This window comes from Gluconobacter frateurii, assembly GCF_002723955.1.
Classification (GTDB): domain Bacteria; phylum Pseudomonadota; class Alphaproteobacteria; order Acetobacterales; family Acetobacteraceae; genus Gluconobacter; species Gluconobacter frateurii.
In genome coordinates this window covers 610,479-634,505 of the sequence record NZ_BEWN01000002.1, presented here as the reverse complement: position 1 = coordinate 634,505, position 24,027 = coordinate 610,479, and the positions used below count along the sequence as shown (strand labels likewise).

The window sequence follows — 24,027 nt, the reverse complement described above, 5'->3', positions numbered from 1 at the left end:
TCGTTATCTTAACTATCGTTCTCGTTAATTTGGATGTCAGGAGATCCAAAATGACAGCTTCATTAGTAAGTGTGAATGCAGGTGTCGCTACAGTCTATAGCTCTGGTGACTTGTCTTCTTTAGCTGGAATTTCTGCACTCAGTTCTATTGTAGTAACAAAGAATAGCAGCACCCCAGCGGGGGATAATGTTGTTGTGGATCTATCCACAGGGCTTACCGGCGTTCAGGCCCTTTCATCAGTAACCATACAAAATGGGGCCACCGCCAAGATGGGCGGCGGCCTTTTGAATGCTGGTGTCGGAACTTCAGTAACAGTCAACGGTGGCATTCTGGATGTTCAAGGCAGCCTTATTGGCGCAAAGGTCCTGAACAATGTTACGGTTGGGCCCGCAGGCGGCGAAGTCAAAATTGAAACGACAGGCCTCAGTGTAGGCGTCCTGGATCTTCCCATTACTTTTGTAGATGCAAATGGGAATACCACCACAACAATTCCCCAAAATTTTGTGATGGATTTTCCAAGCGCCTCGTCAATTCCAGCCACCTATAATGTCTCAACAAATACAACGACTATCGGAGACGGGGTAAGTCTACTTGGAGTTCTTGGAGCAGGCCGTACGATTACCCTGACCGGAGATCCGTTCAATCTAGCGACTACCGGTACAGCCAATTACTCCTTGTTCGGTACGGTGGTTTCATACTCCAAGTCATTTACGCAATCTGACGGCAGTGGTGGTGTAATCACCTGCTATCTCGCTGGCAGCATGATCCAGACGCCTGACGGAGAGAAAGCGGTTGAAACGCTCCAGGCTGGCGATCTCGTCAAGACCTACCTTAACGGCCAGGAAATTATCGCCCCTCTTGTCTGGACGGGAACAGCTCGCGTAACCGTCAATACACACCTGCCGGACGATAAAGCAGGTTATCCCGTCAGGATCATCAAGGACGCCATTGCAGATGGCGTTCCTTCCCAGGATCTCCTTGTCACCGCAGAACATTGCCTTTTCCTGAACGGGGCATTCACTCCCGTGCGGATGCTGGTCAACGGGCAATCCGTTTTCTACGATCGTAGCATTACCAGCTATAATTATTTCCACATCGAGACCCAGAACCATTCCATCATTATGGCAAATGGCCTGTTGACGGAAACATATCTGGATACAGGAAACCGTTTCAGCTTCCGTCAGGGTGGAACAGTTATCAAACTGGGCGGCAAAGTGCTGAGCTGGGATACGGACGCCGCAGCTCCTTTGTCTGTATTTCAGGACGCCGTTCAGCCGCTATTTCATCAGATTTGTAACCGGTTGCCTCTTCTCGGCTTTTCTCAAGACCAGCAGCAGGGACGCCTTGTCACAAATCCTGACCTCCATCTCATTACCAATACAGGCCTGATTATCCAGAAAACCCGCGAAGTGGGCGGCCGGAGCATGTTCATGATCCCGGCTTTTGTCAGCTCTGTTCGTTTGGTCTCCAGAGCAAACTCTCCGCATGAGACGATCGGTCCCTTCGTTGATGACCGTCGTAAACTCGGCGTCTGCGTTGGAGACATCACATTCTACGATTCAGGCCGCTCAGTTTGTCTGACAGCCCTGAACGGTGAGAATGCTCAAAATGGATGGTACGCCCGCGAAGCTGGGGGGCGCCGTTGGACAAACGGGGACGCCCTACTCACCCTCAACGACAGACTGCCAAACAGTTTGGGAATGCTCGCCATCGAAGTTGTCGCTGGGGGCCCCTATCTGGCTGAAGACGAGCAGGAAGCAGAACTGATTACACTGTCTGCCTGACCAGGCCTCTTCGTATGATAATACCGGAGGATATAAATCCTCCGGTATTGTTTTTCAATCAGTCTGCAAACGGATAATCCGTATATCCATGCTCTCCACGGCTATACCAGGTTGCCATCTCGTCTGCCTGTAAAGGTAGTCCCTTGGCAAAACGGGTCGGGAGATCAGGGTTGGCAACGAATTTGCGCCCAAATGCGATCGCGTCCGCCTGTCCCTGCTGAACCGCTTCCTGCGCCGCTTCGAACGTATAATCCTGATTCAAAACCAACGGCCGGCGGAACACTTTCCGAATTTCGGGAGACAGTTTGGGCTGATCCGTGCTGCCAAAGGTCCCATCGGGGCCAGGCTCACGCAGTTCAAGCCAAGCTACTCCCAGACGCTCCAACTCTGCTGCGGCAGGGACAAAAACTGTCTCAGGTGCTGAATCGATACATCCCTGTGTATCCCCGTTGGGAGACAATCGAACGCCAGTCTTTTCTGCACCGATGGTCGCCGTAATACGCTGCACCACCTGCGAAAGAAGACGAATTCTGTTTTCCGGAGATCCACCATATTCGTCTGTACGATGGTTCGTTCCGTCTTTCAGGAATTCATCAATCAGATAGCCATTAGCCGCATGAAGCTGAATACCATCAAAGCCTGCTTCGATAGCGTTTCGCGATGCAGTTTCGTAATCCGCCAGTATCCGCGGAATTTCATCAAGCTGAAGTGCCCGGGCCTCTTCGTATGGCACCTTACCATCATAGGTATGCGCATGACCGGGAGCGGTCGTTGCGGAAGGAGCAACCGGCTGCAGCCCCGTCACTGACGAATGAACCATCCGGCCCATGTGCCAGAGCTGGCAGACAATTCGGCCGCCCTTGTCATGAACAGCCTTTGTAATCGGCTTCCACGCCTCAACCTGTTCGTCGGACCAGATTCCAGGCGCGTAAGGCCACCCAAGCCCTTCCCGAGAAATTCCAGTGGCTTCGGAAATGATGAGGCCGGCTTCGGCCCGCTGCGCGTAATACTTTGCCATGATCGGCGTCGGAACAGCATCACGACCAGCACGGGCACGCGTAAGCGGAGACATGAAAATGCGATTTTTGGCTGAAAAGTCACCAAGTTCAATAGGATCAAAAAGATCGGGCATGAAAGGGTACTCCTTGATCGAAACTTCTATAGTTCGACAACGATCGAACTATAGAAGTGTTGCGTCAATTCTACAAGGAAGGGATAAGACGCCCTATGCCCTGCTATGACTCGCCCGATCTTGAGAAACTTGATCTGATCACGGTCCTTCGGGCTTTGGCTGATCCCGTACGACTGGACATCGTTCAGCGACTTTATGCCCTGGGAGAGGCAAATTGCGCGGCTCTGATCGGGTCGCGTCCTAAATCCAGTATGTCCCATCATTTTCAGGTCTTGCGGGAAAGCGGCATCCTGCACACCCGAATTGAGGGTGTGCAGCATCATAACTCGCTACGCCTTCAGGAATTGGAAAGTCGGTTCCCTGGCCTTATGGCTTCCATCCTGGGGAACATTGAAGCCGGTCAGTTGCGACGCCAGACTTCTTCCTGAACAAATACGGCAAACGTCAGCCAGACAAAGAAGGGGATCTGAAGCTTCGCAGCACACTGATCAACCTTTTTGGCTGTGCAGATTGACGCACCAGACGTCACCACCAGCCCAATGCAGATAGCCAGCCCAGCATCAAGACGTCGCTTGCGGAAAACGGCGAACGGAAATCCCGCTACACCCGCCACACAGATGGCCCAGAGGGAAAGCGCCAGCGTCCGCTTAAAGGACGACTCTGCCCTCAGCAAACGATATCCCGACCACGCCAAAAGGCCATCAAGCAGTGTCCAGACGATAGCATAGACAGGAGCGGGAGGAGAAAAGCCGGGTTTGTTCAGGTGATGATACCAGCGGCGGGTTGAACCGTCCTCGACGGGACTGACTTCCCGCCCGAGATACTGCGCTCCGAAAACTGTTGCCGTAGCCAGAGCGGCGTCGATGATGCGTCCCATGATCTTTGTCCTGATATGATCTCACCCATAGAAACGCGCCAGCCTCTGGAACGTTCAGGGTGCGCCAGCAACAGACCCAAAATCCAGCTCAGCCACCACTTTTCCGGCATTAGGATTCCACAGCAGAACACGCTCGGATCCCGGGCGACCAAGCGTGACCGCCATCATCCCGTCACCACGCGCCGTCACGTTGGTGATATGTTCACCTTCAGCCAACGGCAGAGCCAGACGGGTAAAGCCATTTGTCGATGACGCCTCAAGAGCCACACCCTGATGAGGATGCATGACACGATGCGCAATGACACCGATCATAACGGCGACACCCGCTACAATCATGACGCCCATAATGATGACGGCAGCAAGCAACGCTTTTGGTGTCCCTGACTCGCTGCCCGTCCGATCCTCGGCTAAACCCTGATTCATGTCAGATCCTGAAACCCCGTTCCGCCTTGTTGTTGATGCCAGTCTGGCAGGCCAGCGCGTAGATCGCGCCCTTGCTGACGCCATCGGCACGATTTCCCGTTCCCGGGTCAAGACCCTTATCGAAGAGGGCCATCTGACCCGCAACGGACAAGTCGTTCGTGAGCCTTCCGACACGCTACGCGATGGAATGGACCTCGTTCTGTCCTTCCCTGTTCCTTTGCCCGCACGTCCGATGGCCGAGGATCTGCCACTCACCATTCTCTATGAAGACAGAGATCTGATCGTTCTGGACAAGCAGGCTGGCCTCGTCACTCACCCGGCTCCCGGTAATGAAACCGGGACACTCGTAAACGCCCTCCTCGGACATTGCGGTGAGGGTTTTGAAGGCATTGGTGGCGAAAAACGGCCAGGAATTGTGCATCGTCTGGACAAGGACACGTCTGGACTGATGGTTGTTGCAAAAAATGCGATGGCCCATAACGCCCTGTCCGAGGCCTTTGCCGCCAGAGACATCGACCGTACTTACATGGCCCTAGCCTGGGGTCTCCTGCCTGCGTCAGGTGAATTCGATGGCGCCATTGGTCGAGACAAGAAAGACCGCAAACGCATGACGGTCGTGCAGTCAGGTGGGAAGCCCGCGCTGACACGCTTCAAACTGCTGGAGCCCATTCATGCGAGTGTCTCCCTGATTGAATGCAAACTGGCTACCGGCCGGACACACCAGATTCGCGTTCATCTATCCCAGGCAGGACATCCACTTCTCGGAGACCCGGTTTACCTCCGTCGAATCCCTGCCGCAGCACGTGGGTTGCCACAGGATGCAAAGGATGCTGCTCTTGATTTCCCCCGGCAGGCCCTCCACGCAGCTCGACTCGGCTTCATCCACCCACGAACAAAAAAGCCCCTTTCCTTCGAAACTGCACCTCCTCAGGATTTTCAGGACTTGAAAATGCGCCTGACAGGCTCAACCTCTAAAAGTTCTTGACCTTTTCGGCTCAGCCTGTCATAAACATTCTTATCCGACGAGCTGACGCGCCGCCGGAACGGATCGTACCACCGTACGTCGCCCAATTCGGGGGCAAGCGGCTGGGGACGTGATAGTCCTTCCCAATGCGTCACCTGGGTGTGAGGAACCTTCCTGCCGCCAGTTCGTATGAGTCTTCACCTCATCGGGCCAGGCACACCCCGGGCGAAAGGAGTCGAAGACCATGGCATCTCCAGCTGTCATTTCAGTGGGTCCTGAAAACAACCTGACCCGTTATCTTCAGGAAATCCGCAAATTCCCCCTTCTGACGCCACAGGAAGAGCTTGATCTCTCCCGCGCCTGGCGCAAGAACGAAGACACCAGCGCTGCACACCGCTTGGTTACCTCTCATCTGCGTCTCGTCGCCAAGATTGCCATGGGCTATCGCGGCTACGGGCTGCCCGTGAACGAACTGATCAGCGAAGGCAACATCGGCATGATGCAGGCCGTCCGCCGGTTCGATCCGGAGCGCGGCTTCCGCCTTGCAACCTACGCTATGTGGTGGATCCGCGCCGCCATGCAGGAATACATTCTGCATAGCTGGTCTCTGGTGAAAATGGGCACGACCGCCTCGCAGAAGAAACTGTTCTTCAACCTGCGTCGCCTGAAAGGGCAGATGCAGGCCATTGATGACGGTGATCTGAAACCCGAGCAGGTCAATTCCATCGCCACCACCCTCGGTGTCCCTGAGCAGGACGTGGTGTCCATGAACCAGCGCCTTGCCGCGCCAGATCATAGTCTGAATGCTCCCCTCCGCATTGATGGCGAAGGTGAGTGGCAGGACTGGCTGGTGGACGACACGGAAAACCAGGAGCAGACCTATGCTGCTTCCGAGGAGTTCAGTGGACGGAAAGCTCTGCTTGATCAGGCCATGATGACCCTGAATGAACGTGAGCGTCACATCCTGGCCGAACGTCGCCTGAAGGAAGAGCCATCAACGCTCGAAGATCTGTCTCACCACTACAATGTTTCCCGTGAGCGGATCCGTCAGATTGAGGCCCGCGCGATGGAAAAGCTGCAGAAAGCCATGGCTTCTGAGGTTGAACACCGCCGGCGTGAAAACGGCCTTCAGAACTGATCATCCAGTTTTCCCAATAAAAAGGGCTGCCAGCATCATGCTTGGCAGCCCTTTTTATTGGGCTACTCTCTGCATTGATTACGGGAGATCGAAAGTCGGCCTTCACAAGACAATTTTATGAAATTTCCCAATGGAATATTTTCAGAAACCATAGGAGACGCGCCTTCCAGACGGTTACAAACAAATATATAAGGAAATGATATCACTGCTAAACTTGTAGCCAGACATCGTATTGGCAATTTTGATTTATGCTTGAACGTCACAAGACACTTTTACTGAATTTTATTTTAGTATTGTTTATTTTTGTGAGCAGGTTCCAGTCCTTTGGGAATCCTCTCATCCATGTCGATGAAGAATTTTACCTTTTCGGCGGTGGACGTCTCCTTCACGGAGATCTGCCCTATCTTCAGTTCTGGGATAGAAAGCCGTTCGGAATCTTTCTCCTCTACGCTTTCTTTCATCTCTTCGGCTCTTACAGGGTTTTCGCCTATCAAATAGGCGCGATGGCAGCCATATGGGGAACGGCATGGCTTCTGTTCCGCATGGGGAAAACGATTGCCAATACGGCGGGAGCATTCGTCGCAGCCCTTCTGTACGTCGCGCTGCTCAACCTTTCGCAGGGCGAAGGCGGTCAGACTCCCGTTTTCTACAATCTTTTTGTAACTGCAGCCGTCGCGCTCGTTCTGCGCGGCATCACGCAACCAGACAGAAAACATCCGGCCGGACACGCCCTTCTCGCAATGCTTCTGTTCGGCCTCGCCATGCAGTTGAAATATACCGTGGTGTTCGAAGGCATTTTCGTCGGATTGTACAGCGTTGCCTGTACTGGACTCGCATGCCGATGTGTGTCGAAAACCCTCCAGAAAGCGGCACTATTCGCGGCTGCAGGCCTCCTGCCCACCCTTGCGGTCTTCTGCTTTTACACGGCGATCGGACACGGCTGGGAGTGGATTTTCGCCAACCTTGAATCCATTTTCCTACGAGGCCACGCCCCCGTCGAAGAAACCCATCACCTTCAATTACGCATGCTGAGAGCTACTCTGCCTCTCATGGTCGGGCTCGTCGCAACAGCAGCCCTTGCGTATAAAAAAGCCTCCCAGCCTCAATATCTCTATCTGACGCTCTGGGCTTGCGTCGCATGTCTGGGCGTTCTGGCGTTTGGGGGCTGGTATCCCCATTACGCTCTTCCTCTTTACGCTCCCTTGGCCCTGACCTGTGCCCCCTTGTGGTACTGGAAACCGGGTCAGGCATGGATGCTCGCTCTTCTCTGCACTGTTTCACTCACGGGCCAGTACAGCGTGCGGAAACATCGTCTTGAAAATGGAGATCAACAGACATTTCAGGCAATGGTGAATGTCATGAACCAAAAGCCCGGCTGCGTCTTTGTTTATCAGGGACCGCCAGCGCTCTATGACACCCCTTACTGGTGCCCCCTGACAAACCATCCTTTCCCGGGACATTTCCACGAAAAAATCGAGGCCCATGCAACCAGCATAGATGTCATGCATGAAACCCACAGGGTTCTTGCAGAAAGGCCAGAATATATTGTTACGGAAGACCCACTACCACTTCTGGAAAATCCCTCCGTCCGAGAGGAAATTTTCCTGGAAATCAATGCGAACTACAAATTGGTTTATAGATTCCAAGGTCTAAACCATTCGATTTACATCTACCGACGCACCTGATGGCAACCAAGCTTACTGCGAAAGCGGAACAGCTAGCGCCAGCCCTCCAGCAACGGTTCCCGCCCCCTTTCGATGCTGGTCTGCATGATTTTCCGCCGCGGCATCTTCGATTTTGCCAACCTTGTTCGAAAAGAAATCCGGTTTCAGATAGGCATCTGACTGGACCGCATCCTGAGGTCCTTCAATATTCTCGTCGGGCAAAGGTGCTGCCCCAAAACCTGAAGCCGTCTGCGCCGCAATCACACTGGCCCGGTGCTGTTCCAAACCATGCATGAGAGCCGCTCCCTGCCGCGGATCTTCTGAAACCGTCTGAGACAGAGACGCATCAAAAGGATGGGCAAAAGCTGAAATTGGTTTTCTGGCAGGTGCGACAGAGGGGACAGGCTCTGTGGCCAATGCACTACACGTCCCCGTTGCCAGAACCAGCAGGGGAAAAGACCTCATCAAGACAGGGAGAAGGCGCATCAGGCGGATTCCAGCAGAACGAAAGGCTGAAATCAGTGTGCTGGGTCAGAGACACGAATTACAATTGAAAAAGTTAGAAAGTTTCATGACGTCACAAAACGTGATGAAAAAAAAGCGGGGAGGTTGCCCTCCCCGCCTTCTGATAGTCAGTCCAGACCGAGTTGCTGGCCTGTCGTACGGAGCACCTCGATGCCCGGAAGGATCTTGCCTTCAAGCCATTCGAGAAATGCTCCACCAGCCGTCGAGACATAGCTCATCTCACTGGCCACACCGGCATGGCGCAGAGCAGAGACCGTATCGCCACCACCCGCTACCGTCCGCAGCTTACCGGCCTGCGTCAGGCGAGCTGCTTCCTGTGCGACTGCAACCGTCGCACGATCAAACGGCTCGATCTCGAACGCGCCCAGCGGACCATTCCAGACCAGTGTCTTCAGGGTTGCCAGACGCTCGTTGATCAGTTCCACCGTACGCGGACCGGCATCGAGGATCATGGCATCAGCAGGGACTTCACCGATCAGGCAGACTGAGCTCTCGGCACCAGCCTTGAACTCACGTGCTACGACGGCATCAACCGGCAGCACGATCTCACAGCCTTTTTCCTGCGCAAGATGCGCAATCTTGCGGGCTGTTTCGTGCATGTCGGCTTCCTGCAGGGACTTGCCCACAGCAATGCCTTCTGCTGCCAGAAATGTGTTGGCCATCGCACCGGTGATGAACAGTGTGTCCACCTTCTCGATGACGTTGCCAATCAGATCCAGCTTTGTGGAAATCTTGGAACCACCAATGATGGCACCAACCGGACGTTCCGGATTTTCCAGCGCTGCGGACAGAGCAGACAGTTCAGCCTGCATCAGACGCCCGGCGAAAGACGGCAGATCGTGAGCTACACCTTCTGTCGAGGCGTGGGCGCGATGAGCAGCCGAGAACGCATCGTTGACGAAGATATCGCCATTTTCTGCGAGAGCCTTGGCGAAAGCCGGGTCGTTGGCTTCCTCGCCCGCATGGAAGCGCGTGTTTTCCAGAACCAGCACGTCGCCATCCTTGAGGGCTGCAACAGCGGCCTCGACGGTAGGACCCACACATTCCGGAACAAACGCCACCGGCTTGCCCAGCACCTCACCGAGCTTCTCGGCGATGGGGTGGAGGGACATGCTCGGAACAACCTTACCCTTCGGGCGGTCGAAATGGCTCAGGACCACAACGCGCGCGCCCTTGCCGGCGAGTTCGCTGATGGTCGGGGCAACGCGCTCGATGCGCGTGGCGTCAGTGATGACGCCGTCATGCATCGGCACGTTCAGATCAGCCCGGACAAGCACGCGTTTGCCGCGTGCCTCCAGGTTATCGAGCGTGCGGAACACCATGGTTCAGAGGCTCCCGAAAGCGGCGGCCGTATCCGCCATACGGTTGGAGAAACCCCACTCGTTGTCATACCAGGCGCAGATGCGAACAAGCTGGCCGCCATCGACCAGAGCCGTCTGCGTGGCATCAAACGTGGAGGATGCAGGAGAATGGTTGAAATCCGTGCTCACCAGCGGGGCCGTGTTGTAGTCCAGGATGCCCTTCAGCTTACCTTCAGACGCCACACGGAGAGCCTCGTTCACAGCCTCGACAGAAGCCGGGACGGTCTTCGGTACGAAGTCGAGGGACACGAGGGAGACATTCGGCGTCGGAACACGGATGGCCGTACCGTCCAGCTTACCCTTCAGGTGCGGCAGAACCAGACCAACAGCCTTCGCAGCGCCAGTGGACGTCGGGATCATGTTCAGGGCAGCGGCGCGGGCGCGACGCGGATCCTTGTGGAGCGTATCCACCGTACGCTGGTCACCCGTGTAGGAATGGATCGTGACCATGTAGCCACGCTCAATGCCGAAAGCTTCATCCAGAACGGAAGCAACAGGTGCAAGGCAGTTCGTGGTGCAGGAAGCGTTGGAAATCACCTTCATGTCTGGCGTCAGAACATCATCGTTCACACCGAAGACGATGGTCGCGTCCACATCCGTTGCCGGAGCGGAGACGATCACACGCTTTGCGCCAGCTTCCAGAAGGGCCGCAGCCTTTTCACGCGTCGTGAACAGGCCCGTGCATTCCATGGCCACGTCGATGCCTTCGAACGGCACCTTGGACGGGTCACGCTCGGCAGAGACCGTGATCGGACCATAGGTGCGACCATTTGCTTCGATGATGAGCGTATTGCCCTCAGCGCGGACCTTCCCCGGCAGGCGGCCATGAACGCTGTCATGAGCCAGAAGATGCGCGTTCGCGTCTACCGAACCCAGATCATTGATGGCCACAACTTCAACGTCCGTACGGCCGCTCTCAATGATGCCGCGCAGAACGAGACGTCCGATACGTCCGAAACCGTTGATCGCGATTTTTACCGCCATGCCTGCCTACTCCGCTATTCTGACGAAAGGGCATCATCCATAGCATCGCTACAGGGAAGCAACAGGGGGTTGGCACAGTTTTTCATGAACTTGATGCGCTTAATCTTGCCGAAACCCTCCGTTCCTGCGACGGTCCCCAACAATATGGCTGCAATTATCCGTAATTTTTGTTCCTTCCGAGGCATCATGGCTCCACGTGCCCTTCTTCTGGCGGGAAGCATCCTGCTGGTGACTCCCTGGCTGGCCGGCTGCAAGCTGATTGATCAGCGCACGTTCAATCCGCAGGCTGGAAAGCCACCCAAGCCTTACGTTCCACCAGCACCTCCTGCACCAAAGCCAAAACCACCCTTCCTGCAGATCGAGGATGGAACGCCGGAATCCGATTACGGGCCTATCGTAGACAAGGCTGTCAAAGCCGCGCTTGCACGCAAGGAAAATGTTCTGTTCCTAGTGCAGCTTCTGGTACCGCTACAAAATGACCCCGCGGCGCAAGCCAAAGCCATGACCGAGGCCACCCAGACGGATCTGGAACCCGTAGCCCGACGGATCAATACGGCGGGTGCCCAGCCTATCCAGATCGAGATGCATGCCATAGCAGATGGATCGGTAAAGCATCCGGTGGTCCGAGTGGACGTTCGCTAACCAAACGGGAAAAGAATCCTCCTTATGGCAAGTGCGACCTGCGCAGTCCTGACACGAAACGCCGCTCCTCTGCTGAGGGAATGGCTGTCCTGGCATCTGGCCCTCGGGTTCGAGCGCATTCTTGTGGTGGATGCTGACTCAACGGACGGGACGCAGTCCATTGCTCAGGCTGCAGGCACAGTCGGGCCTGTAGAACTGCTGGAGTGTACACTCCCCGACACGCTGTCGCCGGAAGAACGCCGTGAGGCCTTGACGGCGCAAGCCATTCGGCTTGCCGGCCAGAATCAGGATTGGCTTCTGATTCTTGATGCGGATGAATTTCTTGACCCGACGTTGACGCTGGATAACCTTCTGGAGGCCGGTCGCGACTCAAATGGAATTGCCATCAACTGGTGCGTTTATGGCCAGCCAACTCAACTTGTGAGCAGAGCGTTCTCGGTCACGCGCTTTCACTACCGAAGCACCCCAGCATTCCCTGACAATGGTTTTGTCCGTATTCTGGGCCGTACATCCGCCCTGAAAGCCATTTCAGACACAGTTTTTTTTGGCATACCCCTCACTGACATCGTCCACCCCGATGGACAGCCTTTCACGCATTCGTCCACATCTGCCCGATGGAACGGTGCCCGTATTCTTCATTATGTCTGGGCCGGGGATCCTCATATGCCATCTCATCTTGCCGCCCATTATCTTTGCCAGGATCAAGAAGATCGCTCGCCCGAACGAAGACTGGACGCCATCGCTCCAATACAGGAGACATTGATGGGAGCCGTTACCCACCAAGGCCTGGAAACACTCCTAGCCAGTCTGGGAGAAAGCTTACGTTCGTCGCAGGTCCGCGCAACGGAGAGCGTCGCTACCATTCCCGACGAAGGTCACCACGCTTCTTTTTCGTTCCACCGGGTGCGCCCTTCCGAGCGTGAACGGCTCCTCCTGAGCCCGCAGGCCGCTCCCCTCCCGAGCCGGACGAGAACATGCTTTCTGCAGGATATATCCGGCCACTTTTTGACGCTGACAGAAGACGGAAGGCTAACCACCAGTCCTGAAGACGGTCTCGAACCCGACAGGAAACTGATTGCCGTCTATCAGGATAGTCACGCCGGTGTACTGACGCTGCTATCTGGGGATGGACGCCCAGTTCGCTACGAGACGGGAACTTTGCAGCAGCCGGTGCTCAACGTACAGATGCCAGCCGAAGATACCGTCCTGTTCTTCGTCAATGACGATATCGGCACTCAAGCCTTCAAAAAAATACCTACAAAGCTGGAGCTTTCACCTGCTCCCCTGTCTTTACCCGGTGCGGATACGCCCGAAGGCCTATCTCTTCAGGGGTTCTGCACATGGCTCTTTTTTCATCCGAACCGCTCTCTTCTCGACATCGCACGGGCTGTAACCACATTGTCTGAAGATGCTCGTGCCGAACTGGGCCAAGCAGTCCCTGAAATACAAATGCTCATCCAGAATTAAAGAAAGCGTGGCAGAAGCCACCCCAGAAGCAGACCCAGCACAAGTAGGACGAGACCATTTCTGAGCCTTCCTCCCAGAGGCGGAGCAGAGGGCACAACCGCCATGGAGGTCGCGCTTTCCCGCAGAGCGACAATTTCTTCCTGCTGGGCCCGTGCTTCTTCCTGTTGCTGCCAGACACGGCCACTCATCCTGCGAATATAATGCCCTGCATCGGCCGGTGTGGTGGCAGCGTGATCAACAAGACGCTCGGCCAGTGTCCGGTTGGCAGTATGCCCGACACCCAGAACTCGATGCGCCTGACACATCGCAAGAGCCTCAAGAACAGCCGGATGTTCGAACACCGCAAATTCCGAGATGTCTCCGCCACCACGGATCAGAACAACAATGTCTTCCCGACACGTCCCAACGGCATCAGCAATACGATGCGGGTCTGTCATGGCGACAGGAAGGGCTCGAATACGTTCTGGCCGCCATCCACCCCCCAGCCCTTGAAGAAAATCGTCCGCTACCAGAGCGTTTGATGAGGCAGAGTGGATCAGCAGGAGCCTTGCTTCGCGGCGCTCAGGATAAGGATGAAATTCCCAGCTTAGCCCTCGAAGAACATCAAGAAGCGATTTTTCCGCGCGATCCACCTTTTGCCGCCCAGGGTCATAAGGTTCCACGGCCAGTGCCTCGAAACGCAGTGCAACCTGCCCCCGCAGGTGTCGGGCCCTCAGAAAGCCCGTTACCCGTACATAGTCACCTGCCCGGACGTCTGCTGCCGCCAGAATGGATTTGGTGGCCTCAAGCGAAATCGATGTGCCAAGCTGCGGGTCCGTCAGGGGAAGCTGATAATATTTGCGATAAGCATTAGGCGCGACATCGCCCAGTTGCCCGGCGACAACGAGCGGGAAACCCCATTCTTCGAACCGCGCACAGATCTCATCCAGGCGGCCCGTGAACAGATCCTGAACCTGAAGAGGGGTCAAAACTGGCAGGCTGGCCATGTCGCCTGATGCAGAATCAGTTCGGGTGCGTCTCGGAAAAGCGTCCATCCCGCACCATATGGAGTAAGAACAGATGTTCTCACAGAGGGTGACAGCGCCCTCACAGCATTTTTTTACGTATTTTCAGAAGGTTGGTCTGTCTTGAGCGTTTCTTCCCCCGAAGAGCTTCTCCTGCGACTGCAGAAATCCCGTTTCAGAGCCCGCTTCCATCTGGACGAACAGGCACGACAGTATCTGGAAAGCCGCGGATTGGACGCCGTGATGGAGCACGGGGCGGCATTCATTCGGGATCGGCTAGCTCCGGCCCATCCCCCACAGGACGGAAAACAGACCCCGATGCGCGGCCATCCGGTGTTCATTGCCCAGCACGCTACCGGCTCCTGCTGCCGTGGTTGCCTGTCGAAATGGCACGGTCTCAGCGCCGGAAAGCCTCTGACAAAAGAAGACCAAGAGGCGATTCTGGCTGTTCTCCGCGCCTGGATCCTGAAGGATATGGGCGCGGATGTTCCATTATCCCCCGCTCAGGGCGCGTTGTTCTGAAGACGTTTGGCCCGGGGCAAAAAACGCTCTGCCAGCAGAATTACTACAATCGCAAAAGCACCCATTTCGATCTGTGAGCGCGTCTCAGGCTGGATCATCATGGCAATAATCGCCATGGCAATGAGAGCCAGGGCCAGATAAGCGCCAGCAGGTTTCTGCGGCATAATTTTCAGCCGCCCGAACACAAGAAGCGCATTATTGAACAGCATGAACCCGCCCGTCAGACTGACGAGAACAGCAAAGATCAGCCCGGGTGACAAAACAGCCGTCGCCGCAACAAAAATGGACGCTCCGACGCTGGCCAGCAGGGCGCGACGGGGAAGCTGCGTTTTTGGCTCGACCACAAGGAAAGTGGATGGCGCATCGCCCGTTTCCGCAAGCTCATACAGGATGCGGGACGTGACGTAGATGCCAGAATTCAGGCTCGATAGGGCCGCAACGAGAATGACGATCCCCATGGCTAGCCCGGCGAAAGGAACATGAAAACGATTCAGTACGAGCAGGAACGGTGACTGTCCCGGAACGACGTCGCTCCATGGAACAAGGCACAGGATCAACGAGATGGTGACGAGGTAGAAAACACCGATCCGCAAGGGAATCGTGCGGGTCGCGCGTGCGATATTTCGCTCCGTATTGTCGGACTCAACGGCGGCGACGGTCGCAATCTCACTTCCCCCCATGGAAAACAGGACCGTCGGAATGACAGCCAGAAGCGCGAGAAGCCCATGAGGCAGAACGCCCCCATGACTGAACAGGTTTTCTTTCACCGGAATGGAATGAGCCCCAAGTGCCCAGAAACCGATCCCGCTAAATACAATGATGGCCAGGACCTTGATGGCTGAAAACCAGTATTCAAACTCGCCATAGCCTTTGACGGAAAGCAGATTGACGGTCGTCATGGCACCCAGCACCAGCAGTTCCAGAACTGCATAAGGAACGGGAATATAGGGTGTAAGCATAGACGTGACGGCAATCGCTTCGACCCCAATGACCGTCACCCAGGTCAGCCAGTACGTCCAGCCCGCCACAAAGCCAAAACGATCCCCGAGGGCATAACGGATCTGCCCCAGAAAAGACGCCCTCCCCGGCGTCAGGGCGGACAGATCCCGCATCATGCTGTTGACCAGCCAGACCAGAAGTCCTGCCAGAACATAGGACACAATAACCGCCGGACCACCCATTGAGAGAGCAGCTGATGAGCCGATGAAGAAACCAGCACCGATCACGCCACCCAAAGCAATCATGACAATATGCCGTGTTCTCAGGCTTTGGGCGAGTTGGTCTGGTTCAGTCATGAAATGTCCCTGTCAGTGGTCTGTCACACCGGAAGATCCCTGTTATCCGCCAGGGCTTCCATGGTCATGTAGGAAGTAATGGCATCCAGCTCGACCTTGCTGATGATCTGCTGATAGACACGATCGAAATCGTTCATGTCACAGGCCACGACCTTGAGAAGGTAATCATACTCACCGGCAATCCGGTAAAAATCAACGATGTTTGGAATCGAAACGACCACGTTGCGGAACGTTTCGAACCATTCGCGTGAATGATGGCGCGTCCGCATCAGGACAAACACCGTCAAGGTCAGCCCGAGCGCCTGCGCATTGAGGCGCACGGTATCATGACTGATGATTCCACTCTCCCGCAAGGCATTCAGGCGACGCCAGCAGGCATTCTGGGACAGACCAACCTGTTCGGCCAGTTCCCGCTGGGACGGCGTACCCTGCTTCTGGAGGATGCGGAGGATAGCGCGATCCGTTTGATCGATAATTCTGCTCATAATAGATTAAATGACAACACAAACTCTGTTTTCGTCTACAAGAAAGGTGCGGTTTTTGCCAATTCGGTGAGATATTTTCTGTTCATCGGATCAGGGAAGGACCAGGCAGCATGGAAACGATCGGCAGTCTTGAGAACAGCGCAGCCGCACTGGCGCAGTTTGAGCAGAGCCTGCATGCCAAGGGGCGTGATGCCCTGCGCAAAGGTGTTCTCGGAGACGGTACGAAGTTCATGAGCCCGTTTGGCGTGCAATCGATGCTCTATGCGGATTACGTCGCATCAGGCCGCGCACTGGTTCAGGTCGAAACCTTCGTGATGAACGAAGTTCTTCCCTACTATGCCAACAGCCACACCGAAGCCTCGCTCTGTGGCGCGTATATGACCCGGATGCGCAATTCTGCCCGAGCCACGATCGCGCGCTTTTGCCATGCGCCAGAAGACCGTTTCACGACCATCTTCATGGGCAATGGCGCAACAGCAGGCCTGAACCGCCTCGTACACCTGCTGGAAATTCCTGCGCGTTGTGCGGCTGGCAACCGCCCCGTTATTTTCATCGGGCCTTACGAGCATCATTCCAACATTCTTCCCTGGCGCGAAAGTGGAGCCGAAATTATCGAGATCCCGGAAGCCACGGATGGTGGTCCGGATCTGGCCATTCTTGAAAAAGCCCTGACGTCCTGTGACGAAGGACGCCTGAAAGTCGGCTCGTTCTCAGCCGCTTCTAACGTGACTGGCATCATGACAGACGTGGACGCCGTCACAGCACTTCTGAAGACACACGGCGCCCTTTCGATCTGGGACTATGCAGGCGCTGCCCCGTATCTGCCCATCGACATGAAGCCGGGCACAGACGTGGAAAAGGATGCAGTTGTTGTGTCCTGCCACAAGTTCATGGGCGGCCCGGCAGCCTCCGGTGTTCTAATCGTTCGCAATGATGCTGTTACGCGCTGTGGCCCAGTGCTTCCGGGTGGTGGAACGGTCAAATTCGTTTCTCCGTGGAACCATGATTATTCGACCAATCTGGCCGCCCTTGAAGAAAGCGGAACACCGGACGTCATCGGCGATATCCGCGCCGCGCTGGCGTTCATCGTCAAGGATGTGATCGGTCAGAGCTTCATGGATGAACGGAATGCCGAGCTTCGCGCACGGGCCATGGCACGCTGGAGCGAAAATCCGAATATCAGGATTCTGGGTCACGCCACCGCAAAAGCCCTGCCGATCTTTTCGTTCCAGATCCGTGATACCGCCACAGGTGGCCTGATCCATCAGCAGCTTTTCACCCGTATGCTGTCAGACCGTTACGGCATTCAGGTCCGTGGCGGCTGTGCCTGTGCCGGCCCCTACGCCCATCGTCTGCTGGATATTGATGAGACTGCCTCCAACACGATCCGTCAGGCCATTCTTTCCGGTCAGGAAATCGAGAAGCCGGGCTGGACGCGCCTGAACTTCAGCGTGCTGATGGATGACACCAAGGTAGAGCGCATTCTGGATGCCGTGGATGAACTGGCACTTGATCCGCATTCCGTAGCGGAAGCCTATGAATGCGATGTCTCAACAGCCCGCTTCCGCCCCAAAGCTGCCGCCTGATCCAAACGGGCTACTCCCTCTTCATTTTTAAATCCAGACGGGGCACCTTCCTGAGCGAGAACAGGAAAGTGCCCCATGAAGACCTTGACTGCCGCCGAAACACGAAAGCTGCTCCCATTCCCTACTCTTGTGGAAATGCTGCGTGAAACAGTCGTGGACTATCACAAAGGTCAAATATCCTGCCCTGAACGCATGGTCGTTCCGACGATTGATCGCACCGGCACTGTCATGTCCATGGTCGCCTGCGCACCCGACAATCTCACCACAAAACTGCTGACTCTTTATAATGGCAATGCTACCCGCAACCTTCCTGCCATTCAGGGTCAGGTCACCTGCATGGACGCCATCGACGGACGTTTTCTTTTCTCGCTGGACGGGGTTGCTACGACTGAACGGCGCACCGCCGCCATGTCCATGCTTGGGTTGGACTGCTTTCGCCCCGCCCATCTGAAAACGGTTCTTCTCATTGGCACGGGCGTACAGGCCAAAGCTCATCTTGAGGCCCTGAATACGCTTTATCCCGGTATCACGATTTATATTCGAGGTCGCTCCGCTGAGCGCGTCAGTGCCCTTACAGAAAACCACGCATACCCAGCCCTGCAACTACGCAATGCTGATCTGGAATACTTCGAGCCAGATGTCGTCATCACCGTTACCAGCAGTCGGAGCATCCTCTACGACGAGCCTCCGGTTTCTTCTCGGCTGGTCATCGGCGTTGGCGCTTATCGGCCTGAAATGATTGAAATCGGCCCGACCATCGTCAACGGAAGCGCCTGTATTGTAGATGACCCGATCGGTGCGCCGTCCGAAGCCGGCGATATCATTCAGGCGGGGAAAGACTGGGCCGAGGTCAAACCGCTGGCCGCTTATCTCTCGGGGAACGAGAAACCAGAAGGGCCGGTTTTCTTCAAAAGTGTCGGCTGTGCCGCCTGGGATCTGGCAGCCTGTCGCCTTGCCCGACGAACATTAGGTCTCTAACGGCCCAATGTCCGTCTGGGGAGAGGCAGGTTTACCAGAGATAAACAAGCTTCATGTAATAGGCGTTCGTCTCAGCCACGTTCCTGCCATCAACGGAATGAGAGTATCGCCCGGTCAGGGATACGCGCTTGGAGATGTTGATCATGGCACCTACGCCAAGGGCAACTTCACGGCCGCTGGAATCGCTCACCCAGCTATTCGCCGTGTTGTCGCGCATTCCGGCGGTATTCTGCCAGTCAAACGCGAAGAACGGTTCGATAATCTTGCTCGCTTTCCAACTGAAACGCAGGTTGGAATGGAAAACTGTTCCCGGCGAATAGCTGTGTTCGCCAGTCTTGTGCTTGGTCGAGGCTACGATCGCACCCAGATCACCATCAAAACTGAAATGCTTCCATTCATAATCGAACATGAAGCTCGACAGGTTTGACCAGTAACTCGGTGACAATGCATCCCGCGTGCCAACTGGCGTCTGCATGAAGGTCTGGATACCGAAGGTGCTGTGCGCGTTCGGCTTGAACCAGACAGCAGGCCCAACGATGGTCGGGCCAAGGCCGCCGTAATTCGTGCCTTGTGAAAGCACAAAGCTCTCCGACTGAATGACCTCAAACGCAAATCCAACATGGGGAATTGCGTCAAAGCTACGGAAGTGCACGTATTTGGTCATGCCAGCCCAGGTGTGACTTCCGCCAGTCGGCTGACGTCGGCCACCACTGTCGTAAGTGCTGCCTGCAGCATTCCCGTCTCCGTACTGAACGAGCACGTTGAAGGGCTTGAAATCAACCGGCAGGTCATATTCATGCGGGCCAATAATGGCCAGCGGAATATCAGCAGCATGGGCCGCAACGGCTGGCAGAAGGGATGACGCGGGCAATAGGAGACTCAGGGCCCGGAGACACCCTCCGGACCAGATCGTGCGAACCATGACATTTATTTCCGCTGGAGAAGTATTGAGTGTGGAGCGTCTCCCCTAAGGGACACGCTCCACCAGTAACGCGGTCAGATCAGTTCGCGGCTGCGCCCTGCTGTCCGTCAATCGTGTAAGCGATGATATAGTCACCGCTGCGGGTGCCAAGGCCCCCATGACCACCAGCGGCGATCAAAACATACTGCTTCCCGCCCATTTGATAGGACATCGGGGTTGCCTGTCCGCCAGCCGGCAGACGGTCACGCCAGATAACCTTGCCGGTCGAGACATCAAAGGCACGCAGGTAATCGTCAGCCGTCGCACCCATGAAGGATACGCCACCCTTTGTGATCACACTGCCACCGATGTTGTACATGCCGGTCGGAAGCGGAAGGTTGTTATGCGTCCGGAAAGGCCCCGTGTCGCGCGTTGTGCCGACCGGATGCTGCCAGACGATCTTTTTCGTCACCAGATCAATCGCAGTCACCGTACCCCAGACCGGGCCCTTGCAGGGGATCTGAAGCGGGTTCAGCCATGGGCTGGTGTAAGCGATGTAAGGCGTACCGTAGTCCGGAGAGACACTGAGCGCGTCGCCCTTGGCTTCCGGCTTGTCACCCTTACCGTCCCACTTCGGCAGAATGCCGGAGGCTTCAGCATGGTTACGCTTTTCCAGACGGATCCGGAACGGCAGGTAGCTGGCGTTGGCGATCAGCAGCTTGCGCTGCGGATCGATAGACGCACCCTGCCAGTCAACCACACCATAGAATGCCGGATAGACGATGGTCGTCTTGCCAACATGCGGCGGCGTGAACTGACCTTCATACGCGGACTGACGGAACTGGATGCGGCAGATCATCTGATCCAGCAGCGTCGCGCCCCACATGTCGCTTTCCTTCAGGTCAGGCGGCGTCAGAGACGGCAGACCGACAGCGAAAGGCTGCGTCGGAGAAACATGGTCATCTGCGGCAACGCCAGCGGTCGGAACCGGACGTTCCTCAACCGGATAACCCGGAACCGGCTTGCCGGTACGACGATCCAGAACGAAAAACTCGCCACGCTTCGTGCTCTGGATCAGAGCCGGTACGGACTCACCATTCTGACCAGGCAGATCAACCATGGACGGACCGATCGGAAGATCCATGTCCCACAGATCATGATGAACGGTCTGGAAGGTCCAGCGACGCTCACCCGTCTCGATGTCGAGAGCAATGGTTGCGCTGGAGGTTGCATCGTCGAACGGACGACGTGTGCCACCCCAGTTATCCGGCGGAGAGTTACCCGTCGGGATATACAGCAGGCCGAGGTCCGGATCTGCCGTGTAAACGCCCCAGGCATTCGGGGTGTCACGCGTCAGCTCGTCGTTCGGGCCAGGCTTCCAGTTTTCCGGGTTGTGACCAGCGTCCCAGGCCCACTCGATTTCACCGGAGATCGGGTTGAACGCACGGATTGCACCGGACGGCTCGAAGTTCGCCTGGTTATCAAAGATCCAGCCACCGAGAACCACACGATCCTTCACCACCAGCGGCGGAGACGTCACGAAGTGGAAGCCATGGGGCACATGACCCAGATACTGGCGCAGGGAGATGAAGCCATGCTCGCCGAAGTCTTCGCAGGGCTTGCCTGTTTCCGCATCGACAGCAAGGAGACGAACGTCACCAACCGGGGAGAAAATACGCTTCTGGCAGGCCTTGGAGCCATCAGGAGCCGTATAGTCGTCCGGAGCCTTGTAGTAAGAGACGCCACGGCAGGCGAGATAGACGTTGGCCGCCAGATCTTCAGCAGCAGGCTTCGGATCGAACTTCCACTTCACCTTGCCGGTTGCTGCATCCAGGGCCATGACCCAGTTGTGCGGCGTGCAGAGATACAGGGTGTCATCCACCTTGATCGGCGTGACTTCGAGATTGAACTCATGTCCCTGATCCGGCCCCGCAACAGTGCCTTCGTCCGCCTTCTGGACGTCACCTGTACGGGTGACCCAGGCGCGCTTCAGGTTGCTGATGTTGGCAGGCGTGATCTGACCCAGCGGGCTGTAGCGATCACCGCCAACCGTGCGACCATATGCGGGCCAGTCGGAAGCCGGGGTGTTCTTGCCCGTCTCATCGACCTGATTGGCGGCTGCCATGCGGTCAGCAGGCAGCGTGCCGTCGATCGAGTAGGACGTGAAGCAGCTTGCAACCAGCGCGACAACGGCGATAGCGGCTGAACCGACGAGTTCACGCTTGTCCGACATCCAGGACGCACCAGAACGCCAGACCCATGGCAGCATCATCCAGCAGGCAATGCCGATCAGCGTGAACAGACGGACTTCAAGGCCCCAGATGTTGAAACCGACTTCAATGACGGACCAGATCGTCGCGACCAGCAGCAGGCCTGCAAAAATGCGTCCTGCCTGAGCCGGGCTTTTCAGGCCGACTGCCGCTGCCATGAGCATGACAAGGCCCATCAGCGCGTAGAACCACGATCCGCCGAGCACGAGCAGGTAACCGCCCCCGCCCAGCAGGAAAAGCCCGACAAGTGCGAGCAGGATAGAGGTTACTGGCGAGAGCACCCTCTGGAGAGAAGAAGACATGACACCTCTGTTCTTCAAAAAATGGAAAACCATCTTTTCTGAAATATTTTGTCTCTCTTAATTGCTCTGGAGGCAGGATATGGTCCGTGCCCCATATGCTTGTGCGAGAGTGAAAGACTGGCTCACAGGCTTGACCCCGCTGACCGGATGACTGCCTTGAAAAGCTTTTTCCTCATCCATAAATCTGACCTCCCGCCTAAAGCGTTCCATAAGAAAGGTGAGAGCTGTCTCAGGTCCGGGATATCCAGAGGAAATAACCAGATCCGGTCAGCCCTGCGCTCTCGTTGCCTTGTTCACGCCGCATCCTGTTGGGGACCATCCTCAATCACACAACAGTCACCCGAATGTGACTGCATCGTCACCACCTGTCGCAATTCTGAGACAGTTAGGCAGGCCGGAGCGATGGCATGAACAAGATCACGCCGCAGGCTGGCCTGTCCGACTCATGGATCCGGTGCTCGACCAACTACAATCTGGACCCGGCCGCACGTTGGGAAACGCGACTGTTGAGCGCTCCCGAACTGCGCTTTGTCAGCAGCCGGACGCGATTGCTGATTCAGCATGCGCTGCCGGAAATGGAACGGCTGCATTCCCTCGTCATGACGCTCGGCTTCACCGTGATGCTCGCCGATGCCAATGGGATTGTCCTGTCCCGGCAGACAAGCCGGGAGGATCTGACGGGTTGTCGCCGCTGGGGCTTTCAGGCAGGCGCCTTGTGGGATGAGGAAAATGCCGGGACCAACAGTATCGGTACCTGTCTTCAGGAAAAAAAGCCCGTCATGGTGCTACAAAACCAGCACTGGCGCCTGTGCTTCAGGAACCTGACCGGAATTGCTGCTCCCCTTTACAATGCAAGCGGGAAGCTGGCTGGTGTTCTGAACATCTGCTCGTTCGCCGGTAATGACATCATGCCGTTTTCGGGCCTGCTGATGGAGACCATGATCACCACGGCACGCCAGATTGAAGAACGGCTGTTCCGCCAGTTTTTCCCGAACGAAACCATCATTACCCTTGGTCTGGCTGCGGAGAGTTCCACGCCGCTAGTGGCTCTGGATCGTGACGGGCATGTTCGTGGTGCCACGCATTCAAGCCGCGTACGGATGCACTGGCCAGACGGCGAACTGGAACACCTGCCCGCTCTGATGAATTTTCTGGATTCAGAGGACGAACTGAGCTTCCGCAAGGCAGAAGTTCACGTCATCCGATCTGCTCTGGCGACGACGCAGGGCAATGTCAGTGCGGCCGCCCGCACGCTGGGAATCAGCCGCTCAACACTTCATCGCAAGATCAAAGCGCTGAACCTGCCGATCTGAAAGTTTCCAGCTTAGCCCGAAAACGTTTCTTCATAGTCCGCTGGTCGAAAGCCTACACGAAGAACCTTACCGTCTCGCGTCAACACAGGTCTCTTGATCATGGAAGGCTGAGCCACCATCAGGCCAACAGCACGCTCTTCCGTCAGGCCTTCCTTCTGCTCAGGAAGCAATTTACGGAAGGTCGTGCCAGCCTTGTTGAGGAGAACGTCCCAGCCAACCTGGCTGACCCAGTCCTTCAGAACATCCTCAGAAATTCCGTCCTTCTTGTAGTCATGGAAAGTGTACGGAACACCCCGTTCATCCAGCCAAGCACGAGCCTTCTTCATGGTGTCACAAGCTTTAATGCCATACAGCACGACTGATGCGGTCATGACGGAGTTTTCCTGTTCTGATTAATCTGAAAATTCTGT

The 24,027-nt window shown here is 56.0% G+C and carries 23 protein-coding genes; 11 read left to right on the top strand and 12 right to left on the bottom strand.

All coding sequences use genetic code 11. From position 1 onward, the window contains the following. Positions 1–50 precede the first annotated feature (50 nt). The gene (locus GFR01_RS08320; RefSeq protein ID WP_099182043.1) at positions 51–1,784 is read left to right on the top strand and encodes a Hint domain-containing protein; all 1,734 of its coding nucleotides are present in this window, start codon (positions 51–53) and stop codon (positions 1,782–1,784) included. Positions 1,785–1,842: 58 nt separating this feature from the next. On the opposite strand, the gene GFR01_RS08315 is transcribed toward GFR01_RS08320, so the two are convergent. Next, entirely contained in the window at positions 1,843–2,916 is a 1,074-nt protein-coding gene (locus tag GFR01_RS08315) for an alkene reductase (RefSeq protein WP_099182042.1), read from the bottom strand. Between the two features lie 95 nt (positions 2,917–3,011). Here GFR01_RS08315 and GFR01_RS08310 point away from each other — a divergent pair, with 95 nt between their 5' ends. Further along, positions 3,012–3,344: an ArsR/SmtB family transcription factor gene (locus tag GFR01_RS08310; protein ID WP_099182041.1), complete on the top strand. Its 333-nt coding sequence runs from the start codon at positions 3,012–3,014 to the stop codon at positions 3,342–3,344. On the opposite strand, the gene GFR01_RS08305 is transcribed toward GFR01_RS08310, so the two are convergent. Both GFR01_RS08305 and GFR01_RS08300 read right to left on the bottom strand, forming a co-directional pair. Then, entirely contained in the window at positions 3,317–3,793 is a 477-nt protein-coding gene (locus GFR01_RS08305) for a TspO/MBR family protein (protein ID WP_099182040.1), read from the bottom strand. The genes GFR01_RS08310 and GFR01_RS08305 overlap by 28 nt on opposite strands. 54 nt (positions 3,794–3,847) lie before the next feature. After that, positions 3,848–4,216, bottom strand: coding sequence for a hypothetical protein (locus GFR01_RS08300; RefSeq protein ID WP_174694682.1), 369 nt, complete (start codon positions 4,214–4,216; stop codon positions 3,848–3,850). Here GFR01_RS08300 and GFR01_RS08295 point away from each other — a divergent pair. From GFR01_RS08295 to GFR01_RS08285, 3 genes are all read left to right on the top strand, one after another. Next, positions 4,215–5,201 (top strand): RluA family pseudouridine synthase, encoded by a 987-nt coding sequence (locus tag GFR01_RS08295; protein ID WP_099182039.1) that lies wholly within the window; start codon positions 4,215–4,217, stop codon positions 5,199–5,201. The two genes, GFR01_RS08300 and GFR01_RS08295, sit on opposite strands and share 2 nt — an antisense overlap. A gap of 223 nt (positions 5,202–5,424) precedes the next feature. Continuing rightward, entirely contained in the window at positions 5,425–6,318 is an 894-nt protein-coding gene (gene rpoH / locus GFR01_RS08290; protein ID WP_063903330.1) for an RNA polymerase sigma factor RpoH, read from the top strand. Positions 6,319–6,566: 248 nt separating this feature from the next. Beyond that, a complete protein-coding gene (locus GFR01_RS08285; protein ID WP_099182038.1) occupies positions 6,567–8,003 on the top strand; it encodes an ArnT family glycosyltransferase in 1,437 nt (478 codons plus the stop codon). A gap of 12 nt (positions 8,004–8,015) precedes the next feature. Here the strand turns inward: GFR01_RS08285 and GFR01_RS08280 are convergent, their stop codons facing one another. The 3 genes from GFR01_RS08280 to gap form a co-directional block, all read right to left on the bottom strand. Continuing rightward, positions 8,016–8,468, bottom strand: a complete 453-nt coding sequence (locus GFR01_RS08280; RefSeq protein ID WP_099182037.1) for a hypothetical protein — start codon at positions 8,466–8,468, stop codon at positions 8,016–8,018. A gap of 146 nt (positions 8,469–8,614) precedes the next feature. Next, entirely contained in the window at positions 8,615–9,829 is a 1,215-nt protein-coding gene (locus tag GFR01_RS08275) for a phosphoglycerate kinase (protein ID WP_063903327.1), read from the bottom strand. 3 nt (positions 9,830–9,832) lie between these two features. Beyond that, positions 9,833–10,852: a type I glyceraldehyde-3-phosphate dehydrogenase gene (gene gap / locus GFR01_RS08270; protein WP_099182036.1), complete on the bottom strand. Its 1,020-nt coding sequence runs from the start codon at positions 10,850–10,852 to the stop codon at positions 9,833–9,835. A 186-nt stretch (positions 10,853–11,038) separates the two neighbouring features. Here gap and GFR01_RS08265 point away from each other — a divergent pair, with 186 nt between their 5' ends. Together GFR01_RS08265 and GFR01_RS08260 are read left to right on the top strand one after the other, a co-directional pair. Next, positions 11,039–11,494, top strand: a complete 456-nt coding sequence (locus GFR01_RS08265) for a hypothetical protein (RefSeq protein ID WP_244902209.1) — start codon at positions 11,039–11,041, stop codon at positions 11,492–11,494. A 24-nt stretch (positions 11,495–11,518) separates the two neighbouring features. After that, complete coding sequence (locus GFR01_RS08260; RefSeq protein WP_099182035.1) at positions 11,519–12,961, top strand: glycosyltransferase family 2 protein; 1,443 nt, start codon at positions 11,519–11,521, stop codon at positions 12,959–12,961. Here GFR01_RS08260 and GFR01_RS08255 read toward each other — a convergent pair. After that, a complete protein-coding gene (locus GFR01_RS08255; RefSeq protein WP_244902208.1) occupies positions 12,958–13,947 on the bottom strand; it encodes an exodeoxyribonuclease VII large subunit in 990 nt (329 codons plus the stop codon). The genes GFR01_RS08260 and GFR01_RS08255 overlap by 4 nt on opposite strands. A gap of 141 nt (positions 13,948–14,088) precedes the next feature. Between GFR01_RS08255 and GFR01_RS08250 the strand changes: the two genes are divergently transcribed. Then, entirely contained in the window at positions 14,089–14,487 is a 399-nt protein-coding gene (locus GFR01_RS08250; protein ID WP_099182033.1) for a DUF4186 domain-containing protein, read from the top strand. Here GFR01_RS08250 and GFR01_RS08245 read toward each other — a convergent pair. Both GFR01_RS08245 and GFR01_RS08240 read right to left on the bottom strand, forming a co-directional pair. After that, positions 14,469–15,782 (bottom strand): amino acid permease, encoded by a 1,314-nt coding sequence (locus tag GFR01_RS08245; RefSeq protein WP_099182032.1) that lies wholly within the window; start codon positions 15,780–15,782, stop codon positions 14,469–14,471. The genes GFR01_RS08250 and GFR01_RS08245 overlap by 19 nt on opposite strands. Positions 15,783–15,805: 23 nt before the next feature. Further along, positions 15,806–16,267, bottom strand: a complete 462-nt coding sequence (locus GFR01_RS08240; protein WP_099182031.1) for an Lrp/AsnC family transcriptional regulator — start codon at positions 16,265–16,267, stop codon at positions 15,806–15,808. Between the two features lie 110 nt (positions 16,268–16,377). On the opposite strand from GFR01_RS08240, the gene GFR01_RS08235 reads away from it, so the two are divergent. Continuing rightward, the gene (locus GFR01_RS08235; RefSeq protein WP_099182030.1) at positions 16,378–17,853 is read left to right on the top strand and encodes an aminotransferase class V-fold PLP-dependent enzyme; all 1,476 of its coding nucleotides are present in this window, start codon (positions 16,378–16,380) and stop codon (positions 17,851–17,853) included. Positions 17,854–17,928: 75 nt separating this feature from the next. Next, positions 17,929–18,831 (top strand): delta(1)-pyrroline-2-carboxylate reductase family protein, encoded by a 903-nt coding sequence (locus tag GFR01_RS08230; RefSeq protein ID WP_099182029.1) that lies wholly within the window; start codon positions 17,929–17,931, stop codon positions 18,829–18,831. A gap of 31 nt (positions 18,832–18,862) precedes the next feature. Here GFR01_RS08230 and GFR01_RS08225 read toward each other — a convergent pair whose 3' ends face one another. Both GFR01_RS08225 and GFR01_RS08220 read right to left on the bottom strand, forming a co-directional pair. Further along, entirely contained in the window at positions 18,863–19,753 is an 891-nt protein-coding gene (locus GFR01_RS08225; protein WP_099182028.1) for a transporter, read from the bottom strand. 79 nt (positions 19,754–19,832) lie between these two features. Then, positions 19,833–22,304, bottom strand: coding sequence for a membrane-bound PQQ-dependent dehydrogenase, glucose/quinate/shikimate family (locus tag GFR01_RS08220; RefSeq protein WP_099182141.1), 2,472 nt, complete (start codon positions 22,302–22,304; stop codon positions 19,833–19,835). Positions 22,305–22,711: 407 nt separating this feature from the next. Here GFR01_RS08220 and GFR01_RS08215 point away from each other — a divergent pair, with 407 nt between their 5' ends. Continuing rightward, the gene (locus GFR01_RS08215) at positions 22,712–23,617 is read left to right on the top strand and encodes a helix-turn-helix domain-containing protein (protein ID WP_099182027.1); all 906 of its coding nucleotides are present in this window, start codon (positions 22,712–22,714) and stop codon (positions 23,615–23,617) included. Between the two features lie 11 nt (positions 23,618–23,628). Here GFR01_RS08215 and GFR01_RS08210 read toward each other — a convergent pair whose 3' ends face one another. Beyond that, complete coding sequence (locus GFR01_RS08210) at positions 23,629–23,988, bottom strand: ArsC family reductase (protein WP_063903317.1); 360 nt, start codon at positions 23,986–23,988, stop codon at positions 23,629–23,631. Positions 23,989–24,027 lie beyond the last annotated feature (39 nt).